This is a genomic window from Leucobacter sp. UT-8R-CII-1-4, from assembly GCF_030010235.1.
Classification (GTDB): domain Bacteria; phylum Actinomycetota; class Actinomycetes; order Actinomycetales; family Microbacteriaceae; genus Leucobacter.
In genome coordinates this window covers 393,869-409,725 of record NZ_JASCRS010000003.1, presented here as the reverse complement: position 1 = coordinate 409,725, position 15,857 = coordinate 393,869, and the positions used below count along the sequence as shown (strand labels likewise).

The 15,857-nt window shown below is 59.1% G+C and carries 16 protein-coding genes; 5 read left to right on the top strand and 11 right to left on the bottom strand.

What is annotated here, in order from left to right; all coding sequences use genetic code 11:
* Nucleotides 1-3 precede the first annotated feature (3 nt).
* Both QBL02_RS09265 and galE read right to left on the bottom strand, forming a co-directional pair.
* The gene (locus QBL02_RS09265; RefSeq protein WP_282726135.1) at nucleotides 4-1,437 is read right to left on the bottom strand and encodes an LCP family protein; all 1,434 of its coding nucleotides are present in this window, start codon (nucleotides 1,435-1,437) and stop codon (nucleotides 4-6) included.
* A complete protein-coding gene (galE, locus tag QBL02_RS09260) occupies nucleotides 1,434-2,447 on the bottom strand; it encodes a UDP-glucose 4-epimerase GalE (RefSeq protein WP_282726134.1) in 1,014 nt (337 codons plus the stop codon). The genes QBL02_RS09265 and galE overlap by 4 nt, the downstream gene beginning before the upstream one ends.
* Nucleotides 2,448-2,630: 183 nt before the next feature.
* On the opposite strand from galE, the gene QBL02_RS09255 reads away from it, so the two are divergent.
* Nucleotides 2,631-3,716: a mannosyltransferase gene (locus QBL02_RS09255; protein WP_282726133.1), complete on the top strand. Its 1,086-nt coding sequence runs from the start codon at nucleotides 2,631-2,633 to the stop codon at nucleotides 3,714-3,716.
* A 78-nt stretch (nucleotides 3,717-3,794) separates the two neighbouring features.
* Here the strand turns inward: QBL02_RS09255 and purE are convergent, their stop codons facing one another.
* Both purE and QBL02_RS09245 read right to left on the bottom strand, forming a co-directional pair.
* Nucleotides 3,795-4,295, bottom strand: a complete 501-nt coding sequence (gene purE, locus QBL02_RS09250) for a 5-(carboxyamino)imidazole ribonucleotide mutase (protein ID WP_282726132.1) — start codon at nucleotides 4,293-4,295, stop codon at nucleotides 3,795-3,797.
* Nucleotides 4,296-4,328: 33 nt separating this feature from the next.
* The gene (locus QBL02_RS09245; protein ID WP_282726131.1) at nucleotides 4,329-5,483 is read right to left on the bottom strand and encodes a 5-(carboxyamino)imidazole ribonucleotide synthase; all 1,155 of its coding nucleotides are present in this window, start codon (nucleotides 5,481-5,483) and stop codon (nucleotides 4,329-4,331) included.
* Nucleotides 5,484-5,706: 223 nt separating this feature from the next.
* Between QBL02_RS09245 and QBL02_RS09240 the strand changes: the two genes are divergently transcribed.
* Both QBL02_RS09240 and QBL02_RS09235 read left to right on the top strand, forming a co-directional pair.
* Nucleotides 5,707-7,398 (top strand): DHA2 family efflux MFS transporter permease subunit, encoded by a 1,692-nt coding sequence (locus QBL02_RS09240; protein WP_282726130.1) that lies wholly within the window; start codon nucleotides 5,707-5,709, stop codon nucleotides 7,396-7,398.
* A gap of 30 nt (nucleotides 7,399-7,428) precedes the next feature.
* A complete protein-coding gene (locus QBL02_RS09235) occupies nucleotides 7,429-7,998 on the top strand; it encodes a MarR family transcriptional regulator (protein WP_282726129.1) in 570 nt (189 codons plus the stop codon).
* A gap of 52 nt (nucleotides 7,999-8,050) precedes the next feature.
* Here the strand turns inward: QBL02_RS09235 and QBL02_RS09230 are convergent, their stop codons facing one another.
* The 7 genes from QBL02_RS09230 to QBL02_RS09200 form a co-directional block, all read right to left on the bottom strand.
* Entirely contained in the window at nucleotides 8,051-8,818 is a 768-nt protein-coding gene (locus QBL02_RS09230; RefSeq protein ID WP_282726128.1) for an ABC transporter permease, read from the bottom strand.
* Nucleotides 8,815-9,624, bottom strand: coding sequence for an ABC transporter ATP-binding protein (locus QBL02_RS09225; protein WP_282726127.1), 810 nt, complete (start codon nucleotides 9,622-9,624; stop codon nucleotides 8,815-8,817). The genes QBL02_RS09230 and QBL02_RS09225 overlap by 4 nt, the downstream gene beginning before the upstream one ends.
* Nucleotides 9,611-9,988 (bottom strand): DUF1048 domain-containing protein, encoded by a 378-nt coding sequence (locus QBL02_RS09220; RefSeq protein ID WP_282726126.1) that lies wholly within the window; start codon nucleotides 9,986-9,988, stop codon nucleotides 9,611-9,613. The genes QBL02_RS09225 and QBL02_RS09220 overlap by 14 nt, the downstream gene beginning before the upstream one ends.
* 21 nt (nucleotides 9,989-10,009) lie before the next feature.
* Nucleotides 10,010-10,354 carry a PadR family transcriptional regulator gene (locus QBL02_RS09215; protein ID WP_282726125.1) on the bottom strand — a complete coding sequence of 115 codons (345 nt, stop codon included), beginning with the start codon at nucleotides 10,352-10,354 and terminating at the stop codon, nucleotides 10,010-10,012.
* Nucleotides 10,355-10,660: 306 nt separating this feature from the next.
* Nucleotides 10,661-11,527 (bottom strand): c-type cytochrome biogenesis protein CcsB, encoded by an 867-nt coding sequence (gene ccsB / locus QBL02_RS09210; RefSeq protein WP_282726216.1) that lies wholly within the window; start codon nucleotides 11,525-11,527, stop codon nucleotides 10,661-10,663.
* A 142-nt stretch (nucleotides 11,528-11,669) separates the two neighbouring features.
* A complete protein-coding gene (locus QBL02_RS09205; RefSeq protein ID WP_282726124.1) occupies nucleotides 11,670-12,359 on the bottom strand; it encodes a cache domain-containing protein in 690 nt (229 codons plus the stop codon).
* Complete coding sequence (locus QBL02_RS09200; RefSeq protein WP_282726123.1) at nucleotides 12,356-13,192, bottom strand: GntR family transcriptional regulator; 837 nt, start codon at nucleotides 13,190-13,192, stop codon at nucleotides 12,356-12,358. Before QBL02_RS09200 ends, QBL02_RS09205 begins: the two co-directional genes overlap by 4 nt.
* Nucleotides 13,193-13,389: 197 nt before the next feature.
* Between QBL02_RS09200 and QBL02_RS09195 the strand changes: the two genes are divergently transcribed.
* Both QBL02_RS09195 and QBL02_RS09190 read left to right on the top strand, forming a co-directional pair.
* Nucleotides 13,390-14,535 (top strand): ABC transporter ATP-binding protein, encoded by a 1,146-nt coding sequence (locus tag QBL02_RS09195; protein WP_282726122.1) that lies wholly within the window; start codon nucleotides 13,390-13,392, stop codon nucleotides 14,533-14,535.
* A gap of 57 nt (nucleotides 14,536-14,592) precedes the next feature.
* Nucleotides 14,593-15,771 (top strand): extracellular solute-binding protein, encoded by a 1,179-nt coding sequence (locus tag QBL02_RS09190; protein ID WP_282726121.1) that lies wholly within the window; start codon nucleotides 14,593-14,595, stop codon nucleotides 15,769-15,771.
* Nucleotides 15,772-15,857 lie beyond the last annotated feature (86 nt).

Genomic DNA, 15,857 nt, shown 5'->3' with positions numbered 1-15,857 from the left:
CCCCTACTCGCTCTCTTCAACAACCGGGGAGGCTGCTGCGATGCCGTCCGCTACCAACTGGCGGATCGTTGCATAGTCGGGATCCTCCGGGTCAACGTTTGGTGGCGTGAGCTGCACCATCACAGGATCAAAGTTTTTCGCTTTGCCCGCGAGCGGCACGAAGCGCCCGAGCATCGACTCAGGAATATCGGTGGCTACCAAGTTGACGCCAGCCTTTGCGATCTCCTGGAAGCGCATCAGCACATTTGAAGGGTTCATCTGCGCGAGGATCGCCGCCTGCAATTCACGCTGACGATCCATGCGCGCGTAGTCGCCACGATCGGAGCCGTGCCTTGAACGGGCGTACCACTGAGCGTTCTCACCGTTCAGCGTCTGCAATCCGGGTTCGATGTACCAGGCAACGTCGACCCACTCGCCCGTGTCTTCGTCTTCACGACCACCGACTGGCACCTGCTCCTGAACATTAATCTCGACGCCACCGAGCGCATCGATCAGCGTGGCAAAACCGTCCATGTCGATCAGCACGTAAAACTGCACGACAAGACCGGTAGCGCCCTCAACAGCGTCTTTTGTCGCTTCGATACCTGGTTCAGAACCCTCGGCCACTGCGTTCGGGTAGAGACCCTCATATGAGGGTGAGCCTGAAACTTCAACCTCGGTGTAGACCGCGTTGAGGTAGCCGGTGGAGAAGCAGTCGTAACCGCCCTCTTCCATTGGCTGGTAGTTGTTTGGCTCGACGCAGAACCCCTCCGGGTAGACGTTGTACATCGGCGAAGTCTCGGGGAAAGGCATGTCGATCAGTTCGCGCGGCAGGCCGATAATGGCCGACTGCCCGGTTTTCGCGTCGATACTCACCAGAGAGATGCTGTCTGGTCGCATGCCTTCGCGGTCGACACCCGCGTCAGTGCCAAGCAACAGAATGTTGTATCGCCCGTCGACGGGTTCGACCGCGGGCGCGCCGCCACCAAAGATGTCACCGATTGCGCCTCGGGCGGAGCCCACCGACGCGGCAGCCCAGCCCGCGCCGAGCACTGGCACAAAGGTCAGCAGAATTGAAAGCACCGCGATTGGAGCACGCCAACGCGGTGAGATTGTGACGATCTTGGTGAGCCTCAGTGTGTCAAACCCGAGCACAAGCCAAAGCACCGCGTAGGCGACAATCACGATTTGCAGCACCAGAAGCACGAGTGAATTCGTGAACATGGTGAGCGTGAATTCGTTCGCGAACTTCATGCCCAACAGGGCAAGCACCCCAAAGAGCAGCATGAACACGGTCGCGCCGAGACCAAATCGACCGAGTTTGCGGTTGCCTGCGAGCAATTGCGCACTGCCGGGCAGCACGAAGCCGAGCAGCACCAGCCAGCGGGCGCGCTTTGTCATCAGCGGAGCGGAGCCGGTGTCCGGGTTACGGATCGGCCGTTCAAGATCGAGGGTCATGCACCGTATCCGTTCGGATTAGACGACTGCCAGGCCCAGCTGTCCCGGCAGGCATCGGCCAGGCTCCGGGTTGCTGTCCAGCCAAGTTCGGCGTGGGCAAGGCTTGGGTCTGCGACGGCTTCGGCGACATCGCCCGCACGCGCAGCAACAATTTCATAGGGAATCGCAATGCCAACGGCCTGCTCAAACGCGCTCACGAGGTCAAGCACGCTTGAACCGCGACCGGTACCTAGGTTGTACGCGGTTACGCCGTCTCGCAGATGTTCGAGTGCGGCAACATGGCCCTCGGCGAGGTCCATCACGTGAATGTAATCGCGCACTCCGGTGCCGTCGTCGGTTGGGTAGTCATTGCCAAACACCGATAGTCGCTCTCTGCGCCCGATAGCCACCTGCGCGACGTACGGCATGAGATTGCTCGGAACGCCGCTTGGGTCTTCACCGATTTGACCCGATGGATGTGCCCCAACCGGGTTGAAGTAGCGAAGCAGTACCGCGCCGAGTTCTGGCCAGGCAGCCTGCACATCACGAATGATCTGCTCGTTCATCGCCTTCGACCAGCCGTAGGGGTTTGTGATGTTGTTGCCTACGGGGTGGTCTTCGCGAAGCGGCAGGAGCTCGGGTGTGCCGTACACGGTCGCGCTCGAACTGAAGACGAGCTTGGTAACCGCGCGCTCGCGCATGATTTCAAGCAGATTTAGCGTGGAATCAATGTTGGTGCGATAGTAGCGGATCGGCTGCTCAGTTGACTCGCCCACGGCTTTCAGGCCGGCAAGATGAATAACCGCGTCGAAGTCATGCCCGGCAAGTGCGACGCGCGAAGCCTCAAGATTTGAAAGATCGTTTTCAATCACCGTGACGGTGGCACCGCTGAGCGCTTCTACGCGCTGAATCGAGTCGATGCAACTATTGGAAAAATCATCAACGACAAGCACCTCGTGTCCGTGCTCAATGAGCGCAAGGGCAGTATGGGCACCGATATACCCGGCACCACCGGCAAGAAGGACACGCATGGGGTTAAGCGTAGAAGGTCACACCTGATGCCAGCTGTTAACCCGCCGAAGAGCCCGCGCATCTCGCGTAAAGATCGTTCAATCATTGCAATCTGATTGCGACTCTCACCGTTTCGTCAGTCAAGACAATTTCAGACGCGTAAACTAATCTCTAGGTCATACGCGCGCAAACAAAGGAGGGTCGTGGCTACACTCACCCTCATTGGAGAACCGTTTCCGGACCTTGAAGCACGCGCACAGTACTCGGCTTCACGGTCGCTCACTGAGGCCCTCGCAGAGACAGCGCCTCGCGGTTGCTCTTCACGGCTGCTGGTAGCGAGGGACTCGATTACTTCGAAGTTGCGTTCCGCACGCGCCAGCATCGAGGCTGTACCGATGAACACCGGCTCTCTGCCCATTTTGTGGCGCACCGGCGCAACTGCACGCCCGCTCGACGGCGAATTTGTGCACGCGAACACCCCAATGCTTCCGCTGCGTTCGCGCACCGAAGACGATGGATCACAGACTTCGGTCTATATTCCGCACACTCTTGCCTGGAGCGCACCCGAGCTTATGGGCAGTAGCAGCCAGCCCAAGGCTTTCCGCTCCTATGCGAAGCGTGCCGCTCGGCTCGCTGATGTGCTGCTCGCACCGACCCACGCCGTAGCCCAAGAGCTGCGCGATCTGCTCGGTGTTGACGTGCAGGTACTGCCCCTCGCCGCGCCGAGCGAATACCTCGGCACTGAGAACTCGGCTGCGACCAGAAGCGCACTGAATCTACCCGAGCGCTACGTAGTCACGACTGCGCTACCGGGCGCGAACGGCCGCCTGGAGTGGGTACTGAACGCCATGGAGGTGAATTCTGCACTGCCGAATCTGGTCGTGCTGAATTTCGACTCCCAGCCGCTGCCTCCCGTGCGCCCTTCCCTTGAGGGTCGTGTGCACGTGGTGCAGATTGAAGACCTGAACGAGGTGGGCGCCATCATTTCTGGCGCCGAGCTCATGGTGCTGCCGCAGCGCGTGATTGGCGCGGGCTACGAAGTTATCGGTGCGCTCGCTGCGCATGTGCCCGTGCTGCACAGCGACTGCGATGCTGTGGCTGAGATTGCCCTTGACGCCTCGCTTGCGGCCGAGACTGAAGAAGATTTTGCGGCAGCGCTCGCTCGCCTCACCGCCGAGGCTGGTGCCGAAGAAGCGCAGCGGCTGCGCATGTTCGCTGAGGATCGCAAGCGCTCCTTCAGCTGGAACATCACCGCTTGGCAGCTCTGGGAACTGCACGCCAACATCTAGGCTCGCTAGCCAGCGTTCCGCACGTTGAGCGGCTGCTCCGTTCGTTAGCCGGCGCTCTGTTCGCTGAGCGGGTGCGGTTTAGACCAGTTTCTGCTGCAGAGCCTTGTTTTTGGCTTCGACCTGTTCTTCGAGATCTTTGGCGTAGGCGTCGAGTCGAGCGGCAATGTTAGGATCAGCGGATCCGAGCACGCGCGCGGCGAGCAGCCCTGCGTTCTTCGCGCCGCCGATGCTCACGGTTGCCACCGGAATTCCGCCGGGCATCTGCACAATCGAAAGCAGTGAATCAAGACCGTCGAGCTTTGCAAGCGGAACAGGCACACCGATCACCGGCAGCGTGGTCATCGAGGCGACCATGCCGGGCAGGTGAGCCGCACCGCCAGCACCGGCGATGATCACCTTGAGGCCGCGAGCTGCCGCGCCACGCGCGTAGTTCACCATCTTCTCTGGGGTGCGGTGCGCACTCACCACCTCAACCTCGTGGGCGATACCAAATTCGCGCAGCACCTGCACTGCATCGCTCATGACAGAAAAGTCGCTGTCGCTACCCATGATTACGCCGACGAGGGGTGATTCGTTCATGAAGTCAATGCTATCTCGGCGGGAGGCCAGCAGTTAGTTGAAGGCGTCGGCCGCAGCCCGCGCCTCAGCGCGAACTGTCTCAAGGTCTGCACCGGTCACCGTGACGTGACCGACTTTGCGACCGGGCCTGGGCAGTTTGTCGTAACTGTGCACCTTTGCCGATGGGTGCGCGGCGAGCACCGAAGCGTAGCGCACAGGCATCGGCCCTTCAGCGGGGCCGCCAAGCACATTTACCATCACTGCGGCTGGCGCGGTCATCGCGGTATCGCCGAGCGGCAGATCAGCGACAGCACGCAGATGCTGCTCGAATTGGCTGGTTACTGATCCCTCGATTGAAAAATGGCCGGAGTTGTGCGGGCGCATAGCGAGCTCGTTTACCAGCACTCGCCCGTCGGCAGTCTCAAACATTTCGACGGCGAGCACGCCCGTCACACCTACGCCCTCGGCGACGATCATGCCGATCCGCGCAGCCTCTTCAAGCGTCGCCTGATGCTGTACCGGGGCCGGAGCGAGCACCTCCGCGCAGACGCCATCACGCTGAATGGTCTCAACCACTGGCCAAGCCTTCGCCTCTCCGCTTGGGCGGCGAGCGACCAGCTGGGAGAGTTCGCGCACAAAGTCGACCAGCTCTTCAACGAGCAAGTGGCCGCCGTTGCCGTCTTCGGCGAGCGCGGTGAACCAGTCGCGTACTTCGTCGGCGCGTGAAATCACGCGCACTCCCTTGCCGTCGTATCCGCCTCGCGCGGTCTTTGCGACGGCGCGGCCACCGTGCGAATCGATAAAGCTCTGCAGTTCGAGTTCATTCGCCACTGCCGCCCAAGCTGGCACGGGGACACCGAGTTCGGTGAGTTTTTCGCGCATCAGGATTTTGTCTTGTGCGAATTGCAGAGCGTCAGGCTTTGGATGCACACTCACACCGCGAGCTTCAAGTTCACGCAAAATGGCGGGTGGTACGTGCTCGTGGTCGAAGGTGATTACGTCTACGGTTTCGGCGAAGGAGTACACCGTTTCTGGGTCGCGATAGTCGCCAACCCGGTCTGCGGCGCGATCGGCGCTCGATCCTTCGGTCTCGGCGAGAACACTGATCCGCAGCCCTAGATTTACTGCCGGCGGCACCATCATTCGTGCGAGCTGGCCACCACCGATCACGCCGATACGAATGATGCCTGAGCCGTCTGCGAGAGCCATGCTTCTATTCTGCCGTATTCGCTGAGAACTCGTGTTCACTTCTAGGCTCTTGGCCACCCACTGTCGATCACCACAGTTTGGCCTAGAAAAGATTGACGAACCCCACGAACAAAACAAGTTGACGAAAGTCAACGAATCTCATATAGTTGATTTTCGTCAACTTAATTTTGCGCTCGGCGATCCCGATTCGTATCGTTCAAACATCAGAGGTAACACCCTTCCAATGACCAAACCCCCCACCACTTCACAGAGCCCAAAGACAGGGGCAGCGCCCCTCGTGCTTACCGGACGCACAAAGAACCTTGCGCTTGCCGGTATTTTCATGAGCACCTTCGTCTCGATGCTCGCAATGAACGTTGTCGGCACCTCAATGCCGCGCATCATCGCAGATATTGGTGGCACACAGGCAACATTCACCTGGGTCATCATGGCGACCACCCTCGCATCGGCAATCTCGACCCCAATCTGGGGCAAACTTGCCGACCTCACCAACAAAAAGGTGCTGCTACAGCTCTCGCTGATAATCTTCACCCTCGGCACCATCTTCGCCGGCATGGCACATGACGCCACCTGGCTCATCTCGTTCCGCGTCGTACAGGGCCTCGGAGTGGGCGGCCTCGGCGTGCTCGGCCAGATCGTGCTCGCCGAAATTCTCAGCCCGCTCGAACGCGGCAAATACATGGGCATCATGGGCGCCGTCATGGCGGTCGCAACCGTCGGTGGCCCACTCATCGGCGGCCTGTTCACTGACACCATTGGCTGGCGCTGGAACTTCTACGTAGCCGTACCATTCGCAATCGTCGCACTCATCATGCTGCAGACAACGCTGCACCTGAACACCGAGCGCCGCAAGGTGAAACTCGACTACGCCGGTGCCGTACTCATCTCTGCAGGCTTCTCAAGCCTGCTCATTTGGATCACCCTGGTCGGCAGCGACTTCGAGTGGGCATCCTGGCAGACCTACACCATGGTTGGCGCAGGCACACTGCTCTTGATCATCGCGGTCTTTGTTGAACTGCGTGCCGAAGAACCACTGATTCCGCTCACGCTCTTCAAAAACCGCACCTTCACCATGTCGGTCGTGGCCAGCATCGCAGTGGGTATCGCAATGTTCGCCACCATGGTGTACCTCGGTCAATATATGCAGATCGCTCGTGGTCGCACCGTGATCGAATCAAGCCTGCTCACCCTGCCGATGATGGCCGGCGTGCTCGGCTCATCCACCATCGTGGGCCAGCTGATCAGCCGCTACAACAAGTGGAAAGCCTTTGTGGTCAGCGGATCCATCGCACTGCTTGTCGGCATCGTACTCATGGGACAGATTCGCTACGACACCTCGCTCTGGTACGTCGGCGTTTCGATGTTCATTATGGGTTGCGGCGTAGGCATGACCATGCAGAACCTCGTGCTGGTAGTGCAGAACACTGTAGAGCCAAGCCAAATGGGTGTCGCCTCAAGCGGCGTAACCTTCTTCCGCACACTCGGCGGCAGCGTGGGCATGTCCGTCATGGGAACCGTGCTCGGCCACCGAGTCACCGAACTCATGACCGGCGGACTGAATACACTCGCCGAAACGAACCCCGAGGCTCTCGTTGGCGCAGAGGCGCTCAAGGGCGGGGCGATCCCACGCGTGGCAGAACTCAACCCGGCGCTACGCGAGGTAGTCGAAGCCTCGTACGGTCACGCAATCGGTGATGTGTTCCTCTCGGTAGCGCCAGTTGCTGTCGTCGCGATTATCGCGGTGATCTTCTTGCCAAACATTCCACTCGGCACAAAAAATAACGCCGAACGCGCAGCGTCACGTCGAGCACTGCGCACCGGACCAATCGCCGTGGTCGGCGAAACAACCGGTAGCAGTTCGACAGGCATTACTGACGAGCCCGTACTGAAGTCGACTTCTGAGAATGAGCGTTAAACGCACGGCTTTGGGCCGTAGGCTTGAATCATGACGCATCCCGCTCGCGATGAGGTGGTAGCCGAGATTATCGGCGAGTTCTCGCATTTGTTCGCATCTGCGAGAACTCGCTGGACCCGCTACGCAGAAGAGATTCACCCGGATCTGCGCGGACCGGGCATGATGCTGTTGCAAACCATCCTTCGCCAAGGCCCCATCACCGCCACAGCGCTCGGTGGGATTCTCGACATGGACAAAGCCATGGTGAGCCGTCAGGTGACCAAGCTTCGCGCGCTCGGACTCGTTGACGCTCGCGAAGCAGAGACGGATCGACGCGTCATTCTGTTGACTGCAAGCCAAGAAGCACAGACCGCGCTCGACAGCATGCACGCGCGAACCTCGAACGACTACCGACTGCGTTTTCACGAGTGGAGCGACGAAGAACTGGGGCAGCTGCACACGCTGCTGCACCGCTTCAACGTTTCATCGAACGAGCTGAGTGAGCACAGCCCGGCACGACGCTGCGCTCGCGAAGAAGCCCGGAACGATCGCAACGATCGCGCGAGCAACGCCCACTCAGGTAGTGAAAGCTCAGACCGCGACACCGGCGAAAGCGCCTAACCATCAGGTCTCAGGTCTCGGCTTTTGCTCGTTGAGCGTTTGGGCTAGCCCATTAGCGAGTGCGGCGTCGATACAGTACCAATGAGATCACCTGCGCTGCGATCAAAATTGCGACGCACCAAGCAAGCGCAACCCAGATTTCTTGGCCGACAGGCTGCCCCGCAAAAAGCGCCCGAATCGTATTCACGATTGAGGTCACCGGCTGGTGCTCGGCAAACGCACGCAACACGACAGGCATAGTTTCGGTCGGCACAAATGCCGAGCTTAGGAACGGCAAAAAGATCAACGGGTACGCAAAGGCACCTGCGCCATCCGGCGACTTCGCGAGCATGCCGGGAATCACCGCAACCCAGGTAAGCGCGAGCGTAAAGAGCGTCAAGATGCCAAACACGGCTGCCCATTCGCCGAAACTCGCAGCGCTGCGAAAACCAAGCAGCAACGATACGAGCACAACCACTACGAGCGACACGAGATTGGCAACAAGAGAAGTCACCACGTGTGCCCAGAGCATTGACGAGCGGGCGATCGGCATTGATTGAAATCTTTCAAAGATGCCACTCTGCAAGTCGTTGAAGAGCCGTAGGGCGGTGTAGCTCACGCCCGAGGCAACAGTGATCAGCAAAATACCGGGCAAAAGATAATCAACATACGAACCACTTTTTTGATCGGTCTGGATCGCGCCGCCAAATACGAACACAAACATCAGCATGATCGCAATGGGCATCACTGCAGTCGTAATGATGGTGTCTGGACTGCGCAAGATATGGCGCAGCGAGCGACCGGTGAGGGTTACCGTGTCGTGCACAGCGTGAGCGCTCATGACTGTTCTCTTTCCGTTGCGTTGAAGGCCGCACTTGTCACTGTCTTGTCGGCGCTCGTAACTGCAAGAAATATCTCTTCGAGGCTCGGTTGCTTTTCGATGTATTCAACCCGTGCCGGCGGCAGTAGCTTTTTCAACGAAGCCAGGGTGCCGTTTGCGATGATCTGTCCCTCATGCAAAATAGCGATCTGATCGGCCAACTGCTCAGCTTCTTCCAGGTATTGCGTGGTGAGCAAGACCGTCACACCGCCGGCGCTCAGTTCGCGCACTGCTTGCCAAACTTCAAGTCGGGCTTGCGGGTCAAGACCCGTGCTGGGTTCATCAAGCAGCACAAGCGCTGGATCGCCAATCAGACTCATCGCAATATCGAGTCGTCGGCGCATACCTCCCGAGTAGCTCGCGGCTCGGCGATCCCCCGCTTCTGTCAAGGAAAATCGGGCAAGCAACTCTTCGGCGATCTGCCTCGGCGCTTCACAGTGCCTCAGTTTCGCAACTAAAACCAGGTTTTCGCGGCCACTCAGCATGTCGTCAATCGCGGCGAACTGCCCAGTGAGGCTCATTGCCTGGCGCACCCTCGCGGCGTCGACGACTACATCGTGTCCGAGCACTGTCGCTTCGCCGGAATCAGCTCGGGTGAGCGTGGCGAGAATTCGCACGAGCGTTGTTTTCCCAGCCCCGTTGGAACCGAGCAGCGCGAAGACACTGCCGCTTTCGATATCAAGGTCAACCCCGCGCAGCACCCGCACCTCACCAAATGATTTGTGGATGCCGCGCAGCCGGACAGCCTCGGGCTTAGTCGCGCTCACCTTGGCCTCCGCGAGATGCGGTTTCAATCGCTTCAACAAGGCGGGCACGCTCTTTGTCGATCCACCGCTTGCCGCCGTACGCTTGGGCGAAGGTCTCTGCAAATTCGACGGGGTCATCGCCAACGATAGACGCGATGCTGGCTTGGTCTGCAGCTGCCTGTTCCCACAGCTCAACTAGACCGAGATACATCTGCACGGTTGTGTCGCCGTCGGTCACACCGCCGTAGTACATAAGGTAACGGTTGGTCGCTTCAGCTGCCGCGCGATAGTTTGCTGGCAATGCCTGCAGGCGGGCCTTTGCTTCGCGGTATTGTTTCTTTTGCTCGAGCGGTCCGATCACCGTCTCGATCCATTTTGCTGCCATGATTTGCTCTCTTTCTCTGGGCTAATCACCGAAGCGCAAGCCACGAAGTGTATGAATGTGTGTTGTCAAGAAGTCCCAGGTCTCCCAGAACTCGGCGAGCTCGGCTCGGCCCTGTTCGTTCAATGTGTAGACCTTTCGCGGTGGTCCCTTTTCTGAGGGCACCCGGTCAACATCAACCAGGCCGCGCTGCTCAATACGCACGAGTAACGCGTACACGGTGCCCTCTGCAATGTCTTCAAAGCCGCTGTCGCGCAGTCTCGCAGTGATCTCGTAGCCGTAAGCAGGTTTTGATTCGAGGATCGCCAGAACGATGCCGCCGAGTGTGCCCTTGAGCATTTCGGTCATCTGTTTGCTCTGCTTTGCCATGTCACCTCCCTTTCGACGAATATCTAGCACTACTAAGTACCGCTATATAGTAACGCCGAGTACCGATAGATAGCAACACTAAGTACCGAAATAAAAAAATAGGCCACCGGTTCTCGTATTCAGAGAAGCCGGTGGCCTAGATTCAACGTGCTTAGTTTTGCTTGCGCCCTGGTCTTACCTTGGCGTTGAGCAACTTTGAGCCCTGAGTAAGCGTGCAATCCCGCCCAGGCGCTCGAAGCAACGCAACGCGTTGCGCGCCGATGGCGCCGAGGCCGACAGGCTCGGCCCATTCAGCCCTACACGCCCTTAGAGCCCTGAGTAAGCGTGCAATCCCTTAAAGAAAACATTCACAATGGTGAAGTTGAAGATCACAGCACTGTAGGCAACGATCGACAGCCAAGCCGATCGAGTACCGCGCCAACCGCGGGTCGCGCGCGCATGAATGAAGCCTGCGTAGAGCACCCAGATGACAAGCGTCCAGACTTCCTTGGTGTCCCAGCCCCAGTATCGACTCCAAGCGCGCTCCGCCCAGATCGAGCCAGCGATCAGCGTGAAGGTCCAGAACACAAAGCCAATGATGGCCATACGGTACGCGAGGTCTTCAAGACGAATAGCGTTCGGGAAGCTCCGCAAGAAACTGAGCGCATTCTGCCCGGCTTTCGCCGCGTTCTCACGCTTCGTCTGCATCAATTGCAGCACCGAGAGGCCGAAGGAGAGTGTCATGAAGCCGACCGCGAGTACCGCGACCAAAATGTGTATCACCAGCCAGTAGGTATCGAGCGCTGGCGGCAGCGGCACGATTGGGCGATAGAAGTTCACCTTCGAAACACCGAGGAACAGTACAGTGAGCCCTGTAACGAGCGCGCCAAGGAAGCGCACATCGACAAAGAACTGCATGAAGAGGAAGATCGCAATAATGGCCGTGGTCGCGGTCAGCGCGAACTCGTACATGTTGGCGAATGGCACCCGCTCGGCGGCAATGCCGCGCAAGAGTGTTGCAGCAAGATGCAGCACAAAGCCGAGCACGGTAAGCGCAAAACCAATGCGCAGCGAGCGGCTGCGCACGACGGTCTTGCCCTTTGCGTCGATTTCAGGCCGAACGGCGGCGCCATCGCCGCTGCGGTTGGCCAGATCTACCGCGTAAAAGACGAATGCAATCGAGTACACGGCCATGGCCGAGTAGAGCGCGATTGTTGAATACTGTTCGAGTTGTTCGAGCGACTGAAGCACGGCTCCTTAGCCTAGACCTACCCGATTGAGGCTAGCTGAGAACAAGCGAAATGCGCTTGTGTTCTCAGGCGAAAGACCCTAGCCCCTACTCTTGCGGAGTCATCAAGGCGAACGGGTACCGCGCCGATCTTGTGACCGTTGCTTCACCAAGGAAACGGTCGCCGGTTTCGTAGTTCGGGTGCGCCGACACCACCACTCGGCCGCTTGAGTTCACAAGCGCTGCACCATCAAGCTCGGCGAGCATCGGCAGAAGCAGCGCCTCAAGCGAGGCGACTAGTACGTCTGCGCAAAGCACCCCGACAAAGGCGTCATCAATTTCGACCGGAATCGCAGCAGTCAGCGTGATTTCGTTTGAGCAAAGATAGTCGACAAAGGGGCCAGCAATATGTCGCTCCCGAGTCTCGGCTGGCAGCCGGAACCATTCAAGCCGTTCAAGATCAATCGCGGCCTGACCGGGCCCAAAGGTCGAAGATGCGAGCAATTGACGGTCCGGCCCCTGCCACCAAGCGAGCGGGTTACCCTCGGTCACGATGGCATCGCTCGCGCAGAATCCTGCGCCGTAAAGTGGGCGGTCCGTCTGTTCAAGCAGCGCGTGCGCATCTTTTTCGGTTAGCGCCGAGAGCTGTGCTCCGGTCATGGTTCCGTCGGCGAGACGCTCGCCAAGCTGGGTCTTTAGCCGTGGCAGCCATGATTCGAGCGGCGCGAATACACCGTCGACAAACTCGTCGAACTGCGCGATTAAGGCTTCGCGCTGTTCGTTTTGTTGCGTTTTCACGCAGCCTCCCCTGTGAAGCTCGTGGACTGTTCTTTGCCACGATACCTCTCAAGTGTTGCACGAGGATCACCCGATGCCGATGATTCGAGCAGTTCGAGGCGAAGTGCACCGAGCCAACGGACCGACCCACGGATGCTTGTGCGCACGACTTCGCGCGCCTTTGCAACGTCACCTGCGCGAGTCGCTTCGATCTGTGCGAGCAGTGAATCGTGGGTGAGGTGCCGCTGGGCTGTGTGCATGTCTTGGAGTGCGAGCAGCGGGGTAAATTCGGTTTGCACTCGCACGTGCTCAGATGTCAGCCTCACGGACTGGCTGAGTGCAGCGAGTTCAAGCTGCACATCGGTAATTCGACGACGCCACGCGCCAGCCGGCAGGTCACGCGCGTCTGAGAGCACACGCTGAGCCACGTCAAGCTCGTCGGGGGTAGCGCGCAAGCACGCGTATTCGGCACAGGCGGCAACGATGACCTCGTAGAGCACGCCGAGGTCTGCGAGAGCCACTCGTGGCATTGCCATGAGTGCTTTGGCGTTGACTTCTTCAACCACGCCCGGGCTCGATCGAACAAAACTGCCGCCGCCTCGACCACGTTTGGTGTCGATCAGCCCGCGGTGCCGCAGCGTGCCAAGTGCCTCGCGCACGGTGACTACTGCAACGCCAAAAAGCTGCGAAAGTTCGCTTTCGCTTGGCAGTCGATCGCCTTCGATGAAAGCTCCGGCCGAGATGGCCTGCATGAGTCTGGTCTCGACGAGCTCGGCCCGGCCCTCGTCGCCGATGGGTGCAAATGCAGCGGTGCGCAAACGGCTCGAACCCGGTGAGGGTGAGCTGGATTTCATATCCGCTCCTTCCGTGGCCGCGTTACGCATATCTCGAGTCTGCCAGGCACAACATGGATTCTTTCTGTACGCGGACCTATTTTTCTCACTTTGTCGTAATCAAATTGTGATTGTTCAGAACAGCGTAAGTTAAAAACATCTAATTTCCTATGTTAATGTTTCTGAGTATTCCGACAATGTCGTTTGAGGAGCGAGCAATGACGCACAGTGACACGCCAAACCAGGGGTTCGACCTTGGCCAATCGCGCGGCCGCCTGCATGAAGAGCACACGAGCCTGCTGAAGACCGCCGACGTGGCCGTCTCACTGCAAGGCCTCGCAAAGCACTTCGGCGATCTCACCGCAGTGAAAGATCTCGATATGGATATTCGCGCTGGCGAATTCTTCTCGATGCTCGGCCCATCAGGATCCGGCAAGACCACCGTGCTGCGCATGATCGCTGGTTTCGAAGAGCCCAGCGCCGGCAAGATCCTGCTGCACGGCACCGACGTCACAAAGTCTGCGCCCTTCGACCGCGAGGTCAACACCGTCTTCCAGGACTACGCACTCTTTCCCCACCTCACCATCGCCGAAAACGTGGCCTACGGCCTCACCGTGCGCAAGATGGACAAAGCAACCCGAGCGAAGCTCGTTGGCGAAGCCCTTGAACAGGTACGCCTCAGCCACGTCGCCGACCGTCGCCCATCACAGCTTTCAGGCGGCCAGCGCCAGCGAATTGCGCTCGCCCGCGCACTCATTCTGCGCCCGAAGGTACTGCTACTCGACGAGCCGCTCGGCGCCCTCGACAAGCAACTGCGCGAGCAGATGCAAATTGAACTCAAGCAGATTCAACGCGAGGTCGGCATCACATTCATCTTCGTGACCCACGACCAAGAAGAAGCACTCACGCTCAGCGACCGCGTCGCCGTTTTCAACGACGGAAAAATCGAGCAGGTCGGCGCCCCGCGCGAAGTCTACGAGTTCCCAAAGACCGAATTTGTCGCCAGCTTCCTCGGAGTCACCAACCTGATCGATGCCGAACTCTCGCAGCGACTGCTCGGTGACGCACGCAGCCACAGCCTGCGCCCCGAGCGCATCGTGCTCGCAGACGCTAGCGCTCCCGCAGAACTCGGCTCGGTCGCCCTCGCAGGCACCATCGCCGAGACTGTCTACGCCGGAGCGCACACCCGCTACCTGGTCGACACCGACGCTGGCATGCGTTTTATCGTCGAGACACAAAACTCTCACACCCCACGCACCGAGCCAAGCATCAGCCGTGGCGACAACGTCAGCTTGCGATTCCAGACCGACCACGCGATGGCGATCCCCGGCTCCGGCACAGTCGAGAAGCGCGACGCCGCCTAAACCAAGCGCGATCCAACGTAATAAAAAACCACCCACATCAGCTACTAAGGAGTAGAGATGAAGAAGATACTGGCAGCTCCGGCAGCCATTGCGGCAGCACTGGCGCTGGCCCTCAGCGGATGCGCAAGCGCAGAAACTGGCGGCGGCAACGGCGAGCTCAAGATCGATGTTCCTGACATCCCAATGATCGAAAAACTCGGCGACTTCGAGAAGGAGGTGAACATTGTTGCTTGGTCTGGCTTCGTTGAGCCAGCTTGGGCCGACAAGTTCACCGCCGACACCGGCTGCGTCGTCAACCGCAAGGTCGCTGGCACCAGCGATGAAATGGTGCAGCTCATGCGTACCGGCAACTACGACCTGGTCTCTGCATCTGGCGATGCAAGCCTCCGTCTGATCGTTGGCGGCGATGTTCAGCCACTGAACTCCGAACTCATTCCGAACTTCGGTGACGACATCGTGCCCGGCATGAAGGGTCAGATTTACGACACACTGAACGGCAAGTCATACGGTGTGCCAATCGGCCGCGGCGCCAACATTCTGCAGTACAACGATCAAGTTGTCACCGAGACCCCTGACAGCTGGGATGTCGTCTGGGAGAAGGACTCACCCTACGCCGGCAAGATCATTGGTTACGATGCGCCAATCTACATTGCTGACGCAGCGATCTACCTGATGGAACACAAGCCTGAGCTCGGCATCACGAACCCATACGCGCTCGATGAAAAGCAGCTCGCAGCTGCAGTTGACCTGCTCAAGCAGCAGAACAAGATCATCGGTGACTACTGGGCCGATCCAGTGAAGCAGATCACCGCGTTCAACGGCGGCGACGTTGTCGTCGGCACCTCGTGGGAAGTACTGCGCAAGCTCAGCGAGAACCCAAATCTGCAGGGCACCCTGCCAAAGGAGGGCTCAACCGGCTGGTCTGACGCTTGGATGCTCAGCGCCAAGAGCGCAAACCCTAACTGTGCATACGCATGGATGGACTACACCAGTGCGCCAGATGTGAACGGTGCAATCGCAATGAACTTCGGCATGGCTCCAGCCAACGGCGCGTTCTGCGACACCAGCGACGAAGCTGCCGCGCACTGCGAGCTCTTCAACGCTACCGATGAAGAGTACTTCTCGAAGGTCTGGTTCTGGACCACCCCAATCGAGCAGTGCATCGATGGTCGCACCGACGTAAAGTGCACCAACTTCCAACAGTGGACCGACGCCTGGCTCACCGTTAAGGGATAACCCCTCTGGCTCGGTGATCCCGGTCATTTCAGACGAGGATCACCGAGCCAACACTCCCGATTTTCGCCGCAGCGCTCATCGCTGAG

What these genes read in the sequence shown, in the direction of transcription:
- QBL02_RS09265 (WP_282726135.1), bottom strand. Translation starts at nt 1,437, where the DNA reads ATGACCCTCGATCTTGAACGGCCGATCCGTAACCCGGACACCGGCTCC.
- galE (WP_282726134.1), bottom strand. Translation starts at nt 2,447, where the DNA reads ATGCGTGTCCTTCTTGCCGGTGGTGCCGGGTATATCGGTGCCCATACT.
- purE (WP_282726132.1), bottom strand. Translation starts at nt 4,295, where the DNA reads ATGAACGAATCACCCCTCGTCGGCGTAATCATGGGTAGCGACAGCGAC.
- QBL02_RS09245 (WP_282726131.1), bottom strand. Translation starts at nt 5,483, where the DNA reads ATGGCTCTCGCAGACGGCTCAGGCATCATTCGTATCGGCGTGATCGGT.
- QBL02_RS09240 (WP_282726130.1), top strand. Translation starts at nt 5,707, where the DNA reads ATGACCAAACCCCCCACCACTTCACAGAGCCCAAAGACAGGGGCAGCG.
- QBL02_RS09235 (WP_282726129.1), top strand. Translation starts at nt 7,429, where the DNA reads ATGACGCATCCCGCTCGCGATGAGGTGGTAGCCGAGATTATCGGCGAG.
- QBL02_RS09230 (WP_282726128.1), bottom strand. Translation starts at nt 8,818, where the DNA reads ATGAGCGCTCACGCTGTGCACGACACGGTAACCCTCACCGGTCGCTCG.
- QBL02_RS09220 (WP_282726126.1), bottom strand. Translation starts at nt 9,988, where the DNA reads ATGGCAGCAAAATGGATCGAGACGGTGATCGGACCGCTCGAGCAAAAG.
- QBL02_RS09215 (WP_282726125.1), bottom strand. Translation starts at nt 10,354, where the DNA reads ATGGCAAAGCAGAGCAAACAGATGACCGAAATGCTCAAGGGCACACTC.
- ccsB (WP_282726216.1), bottom strand. Translation starts at nt 11,527, where the DNA reads ATGGCCGTGTACTCGATTGCATTCGTCTTTTACGCGGTAGATCTGGCC.
- QBL02_RS09200 (WP_282726123.1), bottom strand. Translation starts at nt 13,192, where the DNA reads ATGAAATCCAGCTCACCCTCACCGGGTTCGAGCCGTTTGCGCACCGCT.
- QBL02_RS09195 (WP_282726122.1), top strand. Translation starts at nt 13,390, where the DNA reads ATGACGCACAGTGACACGCCAAACCAGGGGTTCGACCTTGGCCAATCG.
- QBL02_RS09190 (WP_282726121.1), top strand. Translation starts at nt 14,593, where the DNA reads ATGAAGAAGATACTGGCAGCTCCGGCAGCCATTGCGGCAGCACTGGCG.